Genomic DNA, 14107 nt, shown 5'->3' with positions numbered 1-14107 from the left:
GCGTTGCCCTGACGGCAACAAAGGAGGACGGGCATGGCTTTTCTGGCTGGCAAGGTGGCGCTGGTAACGGGCGCGGGATCGGGGATCGGCAAGGCGGCGGCGCTGAAGCTGGGGCGCGAAGGCGCAAGCGTGGTGGTAATGAGCCGCACCAAGGAAGAAATTGACGCCACCGCGCGAGAGATCGAGCAGGCCGGCGGCAAGGCGCTGGCCATTGCCGGCGACACGACCGATGATGCGGGGATGAAGGCCATTGTGGCGGAAGCTGTCGAGCGGTTCGGCCGGCTCGACATCGTGGTGGCCAATGCCGGGATCAACGGCGTCTGGGCGCCGATCGAGAAACTCAAGCCCGATGAGTGGGACAAGACCATCACCGTCAACCTCAAAGGCACCTATCTCACCATTCATCACGCGGTGCCGGAGCTGCAAAAGGCAGGCGGTGGTGCCATCGTGGTGGTCTCCTCGATCAACGGCACGCGCACCTTCACTTCGCCGGGGGCCAGCGCCTATTCGGCCACCAAGGCGGGTCAGGTGGCGATGGTGCAGCAGCTGGCGCTGGAGCTGGGCAAGCGGCAAATCCGCATCAACGCCGTCTGCCCTGGCGCCATCGAAAGCCGGATCGACGAGAATACCGAGCGCCGCGACAGCGACGAGGCCGGCATTCCGGTGCATTTTCCGGAGGGCGATATCCCGCTGACCGGTGGCGCACCGGGCAAGGCGGAAGACGTGGCGGACCTCATTGCCTTCCTCGTCTCCGATGCGGCACGGCACATTACCGGCAGCCCGGTCTGGATCGATGGCGGGCAGAGTTTGCTGCGCTAGGCAACGGACGGACAAAAGCGTACCCTTTGGGTCTGTTGTCTGGCGGGGGGATGCGTCGTAAAGCACGGCACCACATGTTTGTGAGGTGAGCTGTCATGACCGCCCTGCCCGCTAGCCTGCCGCGCCAGATCGTCGACCGCGCGGTCGCCGCTGCGCTGGAAGAAGACCTCGGGCTGGCCGGAGACCTGACCAGCCAGGCCACGCTTGCCCCTGACGCCACTGCTCACGCGGTGCTCGGCGCGCGCGAGCTGGGCATCATCGCCGGGCTGGACCTGGCGGAAGCTGCCTTCCGGCTGGTGGGCGACGGCGTGCGGTTCGAGCGGCGGCTCAATGACGGTGACCGGGTCGAAGCGGGCGGCATCGTTGCAGAGATTTCCGGCCCGGCGCGGCTGGTCATGTCGGCCGAACGTGTTGCGCTCAACTTTCTCAATCACCTCTCGGGCATCGCCACGCTGACCCGCACCTATGCCGATGCCGTTGCGGGCACGAATGCGAAGATCTGTGACACGCGAAAGACCACGCCCGGCATGCGGGCTTTCGAGAAATATGCCGTGCGCTGCGGCGGCGGCGCCAACCACCGCTACGCGCTCGATGACGCCATCCTCATCAAGGACAACCATATCGCCGTGGCCGGTGGCGTTACCGCTGCCTACAAGGCCGCCGAAGCCTTTGCCGGGCATCTTGTGGCCATCGAAATCGAGGTGACCAGCCTGGCCGAACTCGAAGAGGCCCTGGCGGCGGGCGCGCGCATCATCATGCTCGACAATATGAACGATGACCTGCTGCGGCAGGCGGTCGCCATCACGGCAGGGCGCGCCAGACTCGAAGCGTCGGGCGGGGTCAAGCTCGACCGGGTGCGCGCGATTGCTGAGACCGGCGTGGACTTCATTTCCACCAGCCAGATCACGATGGGGTCCAAGCCGCTCGACCTCGGACTGGACGTCACCATTGGCGGGGCCAAGTAACCTGATGAACGCTACCGTCTCAATTTCCCTGACCGATCTCGCCGTCGAAGCGGCCATCGCCGCCGCCGCAGTGATCTGCGCGGTCTATGATCGCCCGATCCATGTGGTGACAAAGGACGACGGATCGCCGGTTACCGAGGCGGATGCCGCGGCCGAGGCCGTCATCATCGAGCGGCTCAAATCCACCGGACTGCCGGTGCTGGGCGAAGAAAGCGTGGCGGCCGGCATCGTGCCGGTGCTGGGCGAACGCTATTTCGTGGTCGACCCCCTCGACGGCACCAAGGAATTCATCAAGCGAAACGGCGAGTTCACCGTCAATATCGCGCTGGTCGATCGCGGCCGTCCGGTCATGGGCGTGGTGCTGGCCCCCGTCAGCGGCGAGCTTTTCGTCGGTGACGAAGGCGGCGCCTGGACCGCCAGGGTCGTGGCCGGCACGGTGGTGGACCGGCGGGACATCAGGGTTGGCCTGGCATCCAGGCCGCGTATCGTGGCCAGCCGCAGCCATGGGCATGCGGCGCTTGAACAATTGTGCCGGACGCTGGATGTGGAAAGCGACGTGTCGGTCGGATCGTCGCTGAAATTCTGCCTTCTGGCGCGCGGCGATGCGCAGCTTTACCCGCGCTTTACCCCGACTTGCGAATGGGATACCGCCGCCGGACAGGCCGTGCTTGAAGCAGCGGGCGGTGTCGTCCTGACACTGGATGGCGCACCCATGCGCTATGGCAAGTGGGAGCTGGAATTCCTCAACCCGTATTTCGTCGCCGCAGCCAGTGCGGAGCTGGCGGAGGCGGGAGCCGCAGAAATGCGGCGTCTGCTGCAATAGTGACTCCTCGTCGCATTTGCGAAGCAGAATTATAGGTTTTTACTGCAGTGGCGCCGGTTAGAGACCGGGCATGCAAGCAGTGCTTAACTGATCTGCGCGGTCACCTGGCCCGTAATGCTTGCAGCATCGGCCTTGCAGATATATACGCCCAGCATATATCGGACCAGAATATGGCCAATTGGACGCGAGCGCATGAACGTCAGGACCCTTTGCCTTTCCATCCTCTATGACGGGGAAGCGAGTGGCTACGATATCCGCAGAATGTGCACGGAAGGCAATTTTGCCTATTTCGTAGAGGCGAGCTATGGCTCGATCTACCCTGCCCTGTCCCGCCTCGAGGACGATGGCCTGGTCACCAGCCGCACCGAACACCAGGACGGCAAGCCGGCTCGCAAGGTCTATACAATCACCGAGGCGGGTCGCGCCGCTTTCGCCGAAGAGCTGAGCGAACCGCTGGCCGAAGACATGTTCCGCAGCCCGTTCCTGCTTTTCGCCCGTTTTGCGCACATTCTGCCGCGCGACCTGGTCGAAGCGCGCTGCAATGAATTCCTCCAGCGCTCCATTGAGGGGCGCAAGCAACTGGACCAGGCGCCTGCAGAGCATGACTGCAATGCAGCAGACCTCTGGGTCATCAACTATGGACGTGCAGTATTGGAGGTTGCGGAGAAGCATTTCCGCACCCATATGCACGAACTGATCACAATGGCGCGAGCCGAGCCACGCAAAGACGCGGCTGAGTAAGGGGCGAGACTTTTCCAATGCGTGCACTGTTTTCCTACGGCCTGGCCTTTCTGATCCTGCTGCTGGCGGGCGGCTGGCTGGCATCCGGTACTCTGGTCCAGGGCGGTCAGGGCCCGGGCAATGGTGAAAAGGCGATCATCTCGGTGATCGAAGGCGAGGAACACGGCCCGATTGCCACGGCCCTCGGCGATGCCGGCCTGCTCGCCGAGCATCATGCGCCCGAAATCGACCCCACGCTGACCATTGCCCAGCGCAATGAGGCAACCACCGGCGCCAATGCGCCGCTGCAGTCCGTGCGCACCAAGGTCTACACTGCCCAGGCCATGCCGCTGGAAGTGCCGCTGCGCGGCCGCACCGTCGCCAAGGCCACCGTGACCGCCGTGGCGGAAACGGCCGGCGCCGTTGACGTCGTGCATATCACCAAGGGCCAGCGCGTCGAGGTAGGCGATGCCTTGTGCACGCTCGACCAGGGCACGCGCAGAGCTGCCGTCACCCAGGCAGAAGCGGCCCTCGCCCAGGCCCAGCTCAATTTCGACACCAATGCCGACCTGCGTGACCGTGGCCTCGCCGCCGCCAATACCGCCAATGCCGCAGAGGTAGCTCTGACGCAGGCCCAGGCCGCACTCGACAATGCCAAGGCAGAACTCGACCGCACGGAAATCGTCGCCAAGGTCGCCGGCCTCGTCCAGGACCCGCTCGCCGTACAGGGCTCGATGCTCGCCGCCGGCGCACCCTGCGCGACCATCGTGCAGTTGAACCCTATCGTCTTTACCGGCTCGGTTCCCGAGGCCCATATCGGCCTCGCCAGGACCGGCCTCGACGCCACGATCAAGACCGTCACCGGCCAGACCGTCGAAGGCAAGGTGACCTATATTTCGGCCGTGGCCGACAATGCGACCCGCTCGTTCCCGGCCGAAATCGAAATCGCCAACGAAGATTATTCGATCCGCGATGGCGTGACCGCCGAAGCCATCGTCAATCTCGGCACGGCGCCGGGACACCTGCTGCCACAGTCTGTCCTGACGCTGGACGACGATGGCGTGCTGGGCGTGCGGACCGTGGAAGACGGCAAGGTTGCCTTCTATCCAATCCAGATCGTCAGCGACACGCGGGACGGTGTGTGGGTCAGCGGTCTGCCTGTCGTTGCCGACGTGATCATCGTCGGCCAGGAAAACGTGACTGCCGGACAGGCCGTTGAGGCCAGCCCGGCGACTGATGCCGCCGCCGAAACCACCGCCAGCTAAGGACGCAGGTCATGCTCGATTTCATCGAAAAAATCCTCAGGATGCCGCGTGTCGTCCTGACGATCATGGTCATCGTGCTGGCGGCGGGCGTCGGCGCCTATACGTCGATGCCGAAGGAAAGCTTCCCGGCCATCGACGTTCCCTATCTCTACGTGTCGATCAGCCAGACCGGCGTGTCCCCGCGCGACGCGGAAAACCTGCTGGCCAAGCCGGCTGAGGAAGAGCTCGCCAACCTGCCGGGGCTGCAGAACATTTCGTCGACCTCGACCACCGGCCATGCGTCGGTCTTCCTCGAATTCGACATCAATACCGACAAGGACCAGGCCCTGGCCGACACCCGCGCCCGGATAGACGCGGTCAAATCCAAGCTGCCTGATGACGCCACCGATCCGACGGTGAGCGAAATCGACCTTGTCGGCATGCCGATCATCTCGGTGGCCGTCTATGGCTCGGCTCCGGAAAAGGAGCTGGTGCGTCGCGCCGAACTGCTCCAGGACGCGCTGGAAGGCATTCCCGAAGTGCGGGAAGCCACGCTTTCGGGTGCCCGCAAGGAACAGCTCGAAGTCCGCGTCGACCTGCTGCGCCTGGAAGCCTATGGCCTGACGGCCAACCAGCTGTTCGACGCCCTGGCGCGCAACAACATGGTCGTGCCGGGCGGTACGCTCAACACCGGACAGGGCGCCTTCAACATTGAAGTGCCTGGCCTGATCACCACGGCCGAAGACGTCTACAGCCTGCCGCTCAAGACCGATGGCAACACTATCGTGACCTTTGGCGACGTCGCCACGATCACCCGGACGCTGGCCGACGCCACCGACTATACGCAGGTCAATGGCTCCCCTGCCCTGATCATGGGCATCTCCAAGAAGTTGGGCACCAATATCATCGACGTCTCCGACAAGGTGCGTGCGGTGACCGAGGAAGTGGCCAAGGAATGGCCGGCGGGCGTCAGCTATTCGTTCTTCCTCGATCAGGCGGAAACGACCACGGCCCTGTTCCGCTCGCTGGAAGCAGCGGTGCTGACCGCCGTGGCGCTGGTGCTGATTACCTGCGTTGCCACGCTCGGCGTTCGTCCGGCGATCATGATCGGCCTCTCGATCCCGCTGTCGTTCATGATGGCCTTCCTCGTCGCGCAGGGCCTGGGGATGACCATCAACATGATGGTGATGTTCGGCCTCGTGATCGCGGTGGGCGTGCTCGTCGACGACCCCGTGGTGGTGGTGGAATATGCCGAGCGAAAGCTGATGGAGGGCGTTCCCAAGAAGGAAGCCTTCATCATGGCCATGCGCAAGATGTTCGTGCCGGTGGTGGGTGCTACGGCAACCACGCTGGGTGCGTTCATCCCGCTGCTGTTCTGGCCGGGCATTATCGGCAAGTTCATGAGCTACCTGCCGATGATCGTGATCATCGTCATGGTCGCCTCGTTCATTTCGGCCCTGATTTTCATGCCGGTGATCGGCTCGATCATCGCGTCGACCCATGTCGACCCGGTCGAGAAGGCCAAGGCCGACATCGTGATGTATCCGGACAAGTTCGACTCCAAGAAGGTCGGCGGGATTACCGGCGTCTATGTCCGGATCATGGAAAAGCTGCTGCACTGGCCGCTGCCGACGCTGGCGGTGGGCTTCGGCATCATCGCCATGATCTTCGTGACCTATGCGATGAACCCGACCGGCTCGGAAGCCTTCCCGGCCTCCGAACCCGAATTCGCCACCGTTGCCGTCGTGGGCAAGGGCAACTATTCGCCCGAGGAAATCCGCGACATGCTCATGGAGATCGAGGATGAGCTCATCCAGGTCCATGGCGTGCAGGACGTGATCATGCAGTTCGGCTCGACCGGCGCCTTCTCGACCACGCCGCCCGACACGATCGGCAATTTCCAGCTGCAGCTGACCAACTGGAACCATCGTGTTCCGGCTGAAGAGATCTTTGCGGAAATCCGCGAGCGCGTTGCCGGCTTTGCCGGTCTCGATATCCAGCTGCTGGCTGCCGAAAACGGCCCGCCGGCCGGCAAGGACATCAACCTACGCGTGGAGAGCACCAACTACGACGACCTGGTGCCGACCGTGACTGCGATCAGCGATGAGCTGGCCAGCTGGCCGGAAGTGGTCGACCTCGAAGACGGTCGCCCCTCCCCCGGCATCGACTGGCAGGTCACCATCGACCGCGCGGAAGCGGGCAAGTACGGCATCGGCGTGCGAGAACTGGCGCCCTATGTGCAGCTCGTGACTTCGGGCGTGAAGCTGGGCACCTATCGTGACGAGGTGACCGGCGAAGAGCTCGATATCCGCCTGCGCCTGCCCGAGAATGAGCGGACTTTCGATGCCATGGATTCCATGCGCATCGCCACCGCTCAGGGCCTGGTGCCGGTCAGCAACTTCGTCGAGCGTACTCCGGTGCCGAAGGTGGCCAATATCCAGCGCCGCAACCAGCTCTATACGATGCCGGTCGCAGCAAGCCTCACCAACCTGCCTGAGGGCGTCTACCCCGCCGACAAGGTTGCAGAGCTACAGACCTGGATCGACCAGCAGGACTTCCCGGAAGCCGTGACGGTGACGTTCGGTGGTGCCGAGGAGCAGATGGGCGACGCCAATGCCTTCATCGTTCAGGCGCTGGGCATGGCCATGGCGATCATCTTCTTCGTGCTGCTGCTCGAGTACAACAGCTTCTATCAGGTGCTGGTGACGCTCACGACGGTGGTGATGTCGGTGGCGGGTGTGCTGCTGGGCATGTTGGCCACGGGCATGACCTTCTCGGCAATCATGACCGGCCTCGGTATCGTGGCGCTGGCGGGCATTGTGGTGAAGAACGGCATCGTGCTGATCGACACCTATAATGACTACCACCGCCATCAGAATGTCGAAGCCGTGAAGGCCATGCTGCTGACCGTCAGCCAGCGCGTCCGTCCGGTGCTGCTGACCGCATTCCTGACGGCGCTGGGCGTGATCCCGATGTGGGCGAATGTCGAATTCGACTTCATCCGCCGCGAGATCGTTGTCGGTGGCCTTGCGGGCTCGTGGTTCATCCACCTTTCGGCAGCGCTTGTTTCGGGCCTGTTCTTCTCGACTGCCCTGACCTTGATCATGGTTCCGGTCATGATTACCGCGCCGGCAGTGATGTGGAAGCAGATCCAGTGGCTCGGCGGGCTCCTCGGGGCTCTGGGCGGCTGGATCGCCAGCCCGTTCCGCCGCGGCCAGGCCATGGCGGCTCCCGCCGGCTTCGACGGCATGGCCGTGGAAGTGCCGGAAGGCGAAGACAGCGCCAAGCGCTACATCGTCTCCAAGGATGCCGGACTGAAGGAAAAGGAAGCCAATGGCGTGACGGTGGTGAGCCGGAGGGATGCGGCGGAGTAGGCAAACCCCGCCGATGACGAGATGTTCGAGGGCCCGCAGAAATGCGGGCCCTTTCTGTCTGTGATCCCACCTCTCATCGTCATTGCCGGGCTTGTCCCGGCAATCCACCTTGCGGATCTATCGCGTGGACCACCGGGACAAGCCCGGTGGTGACGATGGGGACTTGAGATCGGCGCTCTCGGTCAGGACACCTAGTCACTGCCAAGCGCATAAAGCGACCACTCATCACCGTCGAAATGGATGTCGAGGGGAGCCCCTGCCCGGCCGGTGAGGGCCTTGCTCCAAAAAACCCGGGCGGCGCGGTTGGCGTGGGGCACGGCGATGTGCCAGTCGCCGGGGTGGGCTGACAGCGCCAGGTCGAGCGCCGCCTGACCGACGCCCTGCCTGCGATAGGCCTTGAGGACGAAGAACTCGGCCATGAACCAGCACGGCGCGCGGCCGGTCAGCGGGCACTCGTCAACCACCAGCGCGAAGCCGGCGATCTCGTCACCCTGCATGATAAAATAGGGGTGCCGCCAGAAGCGGTCGAGGAAGCCGTATTCGAACCGCCCATCGCTGCCGACCGGGAAGGGCATGAACTCGGTCATGTCGTAGAGATAGAGCTGGATGAGACTGGCGATGGTGGGCTTGTCGGCCGGAGTAGCGGGGCGGAGGGTGATGGCGGTCATGGCCTCGCCTCTCGCATGAACGCATCGAAGAGAGCCCTGATACGCGCAGTCTGGCGCAGTTCCATGGGCGTGAGCAGCCAGATGGCGATGGAGAAGGCGGCCTCGTCAGCGAGACGGACGAGGCCGGGAGACTGTTCAGCCAGGACGGAGGGGACTAGCCCCGCCCCGAGACCCGTTTCCACGGCGCGCAACATGATGAGAGGCGTGGGGACGCTGGCCTGCGGGCGGATGGTGGGGTGAAAGCGCCGCAGCCAGCGCGTCGCCGGCTGGCTGCAATCGCGATTCCCATATTCTAGCCAGGGTATGGTGTCAGGCTCTGCAGCAAGGTCGGCGTGGACATAGGGATAGAAGTCGAGGGTTCCAAGCCGGCGGCCGAAGAGATGATCGTCGGGGCTGTTGGTGGCCCGCAAGGCAACTTCTGCCTCGCGGCGAGACAGGTTGCGCAGCTCCGTGCCAATCTCGACGGCCAGTTCTATTTGCGGATGGCAGGTGCGGAAGCGAGTCAGGACCGGCATATAGAGCCAAGCCAGAGCATCGACCGTGGTGAGCTTGATGTGCCCGGTGAGACTATGGTCGCGGCCGGTTATGTCGCGTTCGAGCCCGGCAAGCTCTGCCTCGATACGACGGGCACTTTCGAGCAGGCGCTCGCCTTCAGGCGTCAGGATCACCCCGTCGTCGCGCCGATCGGCCAGGCGCGCGCCGTAGTGGGCTTCCAGGTCCTTGAGCTTGCGCGACACGGTTGTATGCGCCACCCCAAGCAGGCGAGCGGCGCCGGTAAAAGTTCCGGCGCTGTCGAGAGCAGCCACAATGGCAAGATCGGCTGGAGGCATTGAACATTCCTGCACACTAGCGGCGCGATTCTGCGCGTTGACCGTGCAGGATTGAACCACAATATTTGCCCGGTCACCAGCCAGGAATGTCCAATGTCCGCCTCAATCGCCCTTCTCACGGCCGGCGCGCTCGTGTTTGTTTCGGCCGCCGTGCAGCATCTCAATACGATCGGCTCCAAGGGCATTGCCTTTGTCTTTACCGACAGGGCGGCGCCCCTCAGCCGCGAAGGTTTTGCGGGGCGCGCGGCACGAACGCTGCAGAACAACCTGGAGTCATCGGGCATGGTGGTGCCTGCCGCCACGATGCTGGTCGTGTTTGGCTCAGATAATGTATTGGTCGGTGGCGCCGCCTTAATCTATGCAGCGGCGCGGGTCGGCTTCACTCTCAGCTATTGGAGCGGCATCAACCGGCTGCGTTCGATGTTCTGGGGGATTGGCATGGCGATGATCGGCGTCCTGACGATCAACGCAGCGCTGACGGTCGTACAGGGGGCCTAGCCCCCTGCCCTATTCCGCCGCGGGAGTGCCGCGCTTGACGAAGCCGTCGGGGTCGTCCTGGGTGCGGGCGAGCAGTTCGGCGGCCTCGCTGGCTTCGCGCTGACGGTTCCACATCTGGGCATAAAGCCCGTCCTGCTGCAGCAGGCTCCAGTGATTGCCGCGCTCGGCAACCTGACCTTCGCGCAGAACCAGGATTTCGTCGGCATTGACGACCGTCGAAAGACGGTGGGCGATGACGACTGTGGTGCGGTTGCGGGAGACCTCGTCCAGAGCCTGCTGGATGTCGCGCTCGGTCTTGGTGTCGAGCGCGGAAGTAGCCTCATCAAGGATGAGGATCGAGGGGGACTTGAGGATGGTGCGCGCGATGGCCACGCGCTGCTTCTCGCCGCCCGACAGTTTCAGCCCGCGCTCGCCCACCGGGGTGTCATAGCCCTTGGGCAGTGCAGCAATGAAGCTGCCCACCTGGGCCATGCGCGCGGCTTCGCGAACCTCTTCCGACGAGGCGCCGGGGCGGCCATATTCGATATTGTAGCCGATGGTGTCGTTGAACAGCACGGTATCCTGCGGCACCATGCCGATGGTGGAGCGCAGGCTCGCCTGGGTGACGTCGCGCAGGTCCTGGCCATCGATGGTGATGCGGCCGCCGGTGACGTCGTAGAAGCGGAACAACAGGCGCGAAATGGTCGACTTGCCGGCGCCGGTGGGGCCGACAATGGCCACGGTCTTGCCAGCGGGCACCTCGAAGCTCACGCCCTTCAGGATCGGCCGGTCCGCGTCATAATGGAAGGACACATCCTCGAAGCGGATGACGGGGCCGGTGACCGCAAGCGGCTTTGCATCGGCCTTGTCCTCGATTTCCGGGTCCTGATCGAGGAGCTTGAACATTTCCTCGATGTCGGTGAGGCCCTGACGCAGTTCGCGATAGACGAAGCCGATGAAGTTGAGCGGCCGATAGATCTGCATCAGGAAGGTGTTGAGCAGCACGAAATCGCCCAGCGTCAGCGTGCGGTTCATGACGCCCACAATGGCCATGATGGAGATGATGAGGAAACCGCCATAGAAGATGACGGCCTGGCCGAAATTCAGCCAGCCCAGCGAGGTCCAGATGCGGATGGCCGAGCGCTCGTAACCGGCCATGGAAGCATCGTAGCGCCTGGCCTCCATCTCCTCATTGGCGAAATACTTCACCGTCTCGAAGTTGAGCAGGCTGTCGATGGCCTTGCCATTGGCGTCGGTGTCGCTGTCATTCATGTCGCGACGGATGGCGATGCGCCAGTTGGAGGCCTTGATGGTGAAATAGAGATAGGCCCAGATCATCACCACCAGCACGCCGAGATAGCTCACCCCGAACATCCAGACGAAGATGATCGCCACGACGACGAATTCGACCAGGGTCGGCACGATGTTGAGCATGGCGAAGCGGACGACCGTTTCGATGCCCTTGGTGCCGCGCTCGATGACGCGCGAGAGCCCGCCGGTGCGCCGCTGCAGATGGAAACGCAGCGACAGGCGATGCATGTGGTGGAAGGTCTGCAGCGCCAGCTTGCGCACGGCATGCTGGCCGACGCTGGCAAAAAGCACGTCGCGCAGCTGCTGGAAGCCGGCATCGATGACATTGCCCAGCACATAGGCAATGACCAGCACGATAGGCACGGCAAGGCCAAGGATCAGAGTGGAATCCGGGCTGGTGCCGTCGAGACTGTCGATAATGCCCTTGTAGGCAAAGGGCACGAGCGTGGTGGCCACCTTGCTGACCAGGAGGGCGCCCAGCGCCAGCACCACTTTCCAGCGCAGGTCCGGGCGGTTCTCCGGCCACATATAGGCCCAGAGGTTGCGAACGGTAGAAAAAACCGATCCCTCGTCCGCGCTGACGGACGGCTTCTTTTCAGCGATGTCGTTTGCCATCAGGCCGGTTCCGTTTCCTTGTTGGCGGCGTCGGGCGCCAGCCCCTTGAGGAGTCCGCCAAAGGCCGAGTTCAGCTCGGCCAACCGATCCTGACGGATGCAGTAGCGGTTGCGCGTGCCATGCGGCTTGCGCTCGATGAGACCTGCATCATGCAAAACCTTGATGTGCTGGCTGACGGTGGATTGCGCCAGCGGCAGGCTTTCGGTCACATCGCCGCAGCAGCACTGGCCCTGCTGCTGGGTGGCCATGATGCGCAGGATTTCGAGACGCACCGGGTGGCCAAGGGCGCGCATGATGTTGGCAATGTCGTCGTCGTGCATGGGGCGTGCCGAATGATCGGTGAATTGCGATGAACATGGTGACGATTGGCAACGAGGTCAATCCCCATCACGCCATGACGCGCGGATTTGCCCAGCCACAGAAACAAAAACGGCGCCCGAAGGCGCCGCTCGTTTTGACTACTGGCCCGCAGCCTCCGTGGGCAGGGCGAAGACCTGGCCGGGATAGATGCGATCCGGATCACGGATCTGCCCGGTATTGGCCTCGTAGATCGTCGTGAACTTGAGACCCTCGCCATAGACACGGCGGGCGATGGTCCAGAGATTGTCGCCACGACGAATGATGGCCTTGCCGGAGACGAAGCGCTGGGCCTCGGGGTCGCCAAGCGAGACGGCCACCATGGTGGGCACAGCGGGCTCGGCGGGAACCGCGGGCTCGGCAGCGGGCGCAGCGGCGACGGCTTCGGGTGCCGGTTCCGCGGCGGGTGCGGCATCGGCCGTCGCGGCGGGTGCGGCGGGAGCCGCAGGCGTCGCGGCTGGTGCAGGCGCCGGAGCCGATACCGCCGGAGCGGGTTCGGGAGCCGGCTGGGCAGTGGCTTCGGGTGCAGCGGCGACGGGCGCAGCAGCGTCCTCAGATGCAGCAGCTGCGGCTTCAGGGGCAGCAGCAGCCTCCTCAGGTGCAGCAGATGCGGCTTCAGGTGCAGCAACCGCTTCCGGAGCGGCTGCGGCAGGCGCAGCAGCCTCGGGCGCCTGGGCGACAGAAGTTGGTGACTCCGTCGCGGGAACATCGACCACGAAATCCACTTCGGCACGGGCGACGACACTGCCTGAGCCGGCCTGCAGGAGGTCAACCCGGACCCGCTGGGTGGGCTTGCCCAGCACCGGACCGGCCTCGACCAGCCAGCGCCCGCCTTCGACCGTCGCGTCGGCGATATAGGCGTCATCGACATAGAGGCGAATGACACCGCCCTCGGGGCCAGCACCGGCGAAGAAGGTCCGATCCGTCTCGATTTCGATCGCGTCGATGCTGGGCGGCACTGTGACAGTTCCAGAAACAGGCGCGTCGGCTGGGACGGGCACGATTTCGGGCGCGGCCGTGACTTCGGTGGTTTCGGTGGCAGGTGCTGCAGGTTCAGTTGCCGCCACAGCCGCGTCAGCAGGCGCCGGCTCGGCGGCTGGCGCTGCTTCCGGCGTTGCCGCGGGAGCGGCATCTGTGGTGACCGCAGGCGTGTCAGCCGCAGGCGCGGCCGGCGCCTCCGGTGTCGCGGGGGCAATTGCCGTATCCAGCGGGGGCTCTGTAGTGGGCGCTGCAGACTCGGCTGCGGGCGGCGTTGCTGCCGGAGCGGCCGGGCTGGCGGCAGGCGCAGGTATCGCCGCAGAAGCCTCCGGCGTCGCCGCGGCAGGAGCAGCGGCGACCTCGGTCGGCTGCGTCAGGCCCTGCAGCACTTCGCTGGCTTCGCCCGGCTTGCTGGCCACGACCAGCGGCTGGCTGGTCTTGTCTTCATTGATGACGACGATGAAGCTGTCGGCTGCGGTGCCGTCCTTGCCTTCTTCGCCGAGGGTGATTTCAAGCCCACCGGTCTGGAGCGGGGCATCGGGCACGAAGACCCAGTCGCCACTGGCTTCCACTTCGACCGTGCCGAGCGGCTCACCATTGGCGTAGACCACGACCTTACTGCCGGGCGTACCCGAGCCGGCAATGACAACAGAGCCATCCGGCTCGGCGCGCAGCAGGCCAAAGGTTGCGACCACCAGACCGTCGACATCGACGTCTGCCGGGTCGGCGGCAGCGTCAGCGGGCGGAGTGACATCAAGTGCCGGTTCGGCCGGAACGGCTTCGTCTACCACGGCGGCCGCGGTTTCAGAGGCAGCGGCGTCGGCCTCGGCAACGGCCGGGGCAGGCGCCGCGGGCACGAGCCCGACATCGACCATGCGGCCGCGCAGGCACTGGCCCATGCCGTCTTCGCTATTGAAGCAGGACAC

The 14107-nt window shown here is 64.3% G+C and carries 12 protein-coding genes; 7 read left to right on the top strand and 5 right to left on the bottom strand.

Features of this window, described 5'->3' with window-relative positions:
• Positions 1–33 precede the first annotated feature (33 nt).
• The 6 genes from MQW79_RS00060 (at position 34) to MQW79_RS00035 (ending at position 7945) form a co-directional block, all read left to right on the top strand.
• The gene (locus MQW79_RS00060; protein WP_476586080.1) at positions 34–819 is read left to right on the top strand and encodes an SDR family oxidoreductase; all 786 of its coding nucleotides are present in this window, start codon (positions 34–36) and stop codon (positions 817–819) included.
• Between the two features lie 95 nt (positions 820–914).
• On the top strand, positions 915–1784 hold the full coding sequence (gene nadC, locus MQW79_RS00055) for a carboxylating nicotinate-nucleotide diphosphorylase (protein ID WP_476586079.1): 870 nt from the start codon (positions 915–917) through the stop codon (positions 1782–1784).
• A 4-nt stretch (positions 1785–1788) separates the two neighbouring features.
• Positions 1789–2607 (top strand): 3'(2'),5'-bisphosphate nucleotidase CysQ, encoded by an 819-nt coding sequence (gene cysQ / locus MQW79_RS00050; protein WP_476586078.1) that lies wholly within the window; start codon positions 1789–1791, stop codon positions 2605–2607.
• A gap of 192 nt (positions 2608–2799) precedes the next feature.
• On the top strand, positions 2800–3348 hold the full coding sequence (locus MQW79_RS00045) for a PadR family transcriptional regulator (protein ID WP_476586077.1): 549 nt from the start codon (positions 2800–2802) through the stop codon (positions 3346–3348).
• 17 nt (positions 3349–3365) lie between these two features.
• Positions 3366–4592: an efflux RND transporter periplasmic adaptor subunit gene (locus MQW79_RS00040; protein WP_476586076.1), complete on the top strand. Its 1227-nt coding sequence runs from the start codon at positions 3366–3368 to the stop codon at positions 4590–4592.
• A gap of 11 nt (positions 4593–4603) precedes the next feature.
• The gene (locus tag MQW79_RS00035) at positions 4604–7945 is read left to right on the top strand and encodes an efflux RND transporter permease subunit (RefSeq protein WP_476586075.1); all 3342 of its coding nucleotides are present in this window, start codon (positions 4604–4606) and stop codon (positions 7943–7945) included.
• 191 nt (positions 7946–8136) lie between these two features.
• On the opposite strand, the gene MQW79_RS00030 is transcribed toward MQW79_RS00035, so the two are convergent.
• Together MQW79_RS00030 and MQW79_RS00025 are read right to left on the bottom strand one after the other, a co-directional pair.
• Positions 8137–8613, bottom strand: coding sequence for a GNAT family N-acetyltransferase (locus MQW79_RS00030; protein WP_476586074.1), 477 nt, complete (start codon positions 8611–8613; stop codon positions 8137–8139).
• Entirely contained in the window at positions 8610–9443 is an 834-nt protein-coding gene (locus MQW79_RS00025) for a LysR family transcriptional regulator (RefSeq protein WP_476586073.1), read from the bottom strand. Before MQW79_RS00025 ends, MQW79_RS00030 begins: the two co-directional genes overlap by 4 nt.
• Before the next feature lie 93 nt (positions 9444–9536).
• Here MQW79_RS00025 and MQW79_RS00020 point away from each other — a divergent pair, with 93 nt between their 5' ends.
• Complete coding sequence (locus MQW79_RS00020; RefSeq protein ID WP_476586072.1) at positions 9537–9941, top strand: MAPEG family protein; 405 nt, start codon at positions 9537–9539, stop codon at positions 9939–9941.
• 9 nt (positions 9942–9950) lie between these two features.
• Here the strand turns inward: MQW79_RS00020 and MQW79_RS00015 are convergent, their stop codons facing one another.
• The 3 genes from MQW79_RS00015 to MQW79_RS00005 all read right to left on the bottom strand — a co-directional run bounded on the left by MQW79_RS00015 (position 9951) and on the right by MQW79_RS00005 (position 14107).
• Complete coding sequence (locus tag MQW79_RS00015; protein WP_476586071.1) at positions 9951–11846, bottom strand: ABCB family ABC transporter ATP-binding protein/permease; 1896 nt, start codon at positions 11844–11846, stop codon at positions 9951–9953.
• On the bottom strand, positions 11846–12166 hold the full coding sequence (locus tag MQW79_RS00010; RefSeq protein ID WP_476586070.1) for an ArsR/SmtB family transcription factor: 321 nt from the start codon (positions 12164–12166) through the stop codon (positions 11846–11848). Before MQW79_RS00010 ends, MQW79_RS00015 begins: the two co-directional genes overlap by 1 nt.
• 138 nt (positions 12167–12304) lie before the next feature.
• Positions 12305–14107, bottom strand: coding sequence for a LysM peptidoglycan-binding domain-containing protein (locus MQW79_RS00005; RefSeq protein WP_476586068.1), 1803 nt, complete (start codon positions 14105–14107; stop codon positions 12305–12307).

It is taken from the genome of Devosia sp. Micro-HW1 (assembly GCF_056341075.1).
Note: the sequence above shows the minus strand (reverse complement) of the source record. Positions and strands in the feature narration are given on the sequence as shown.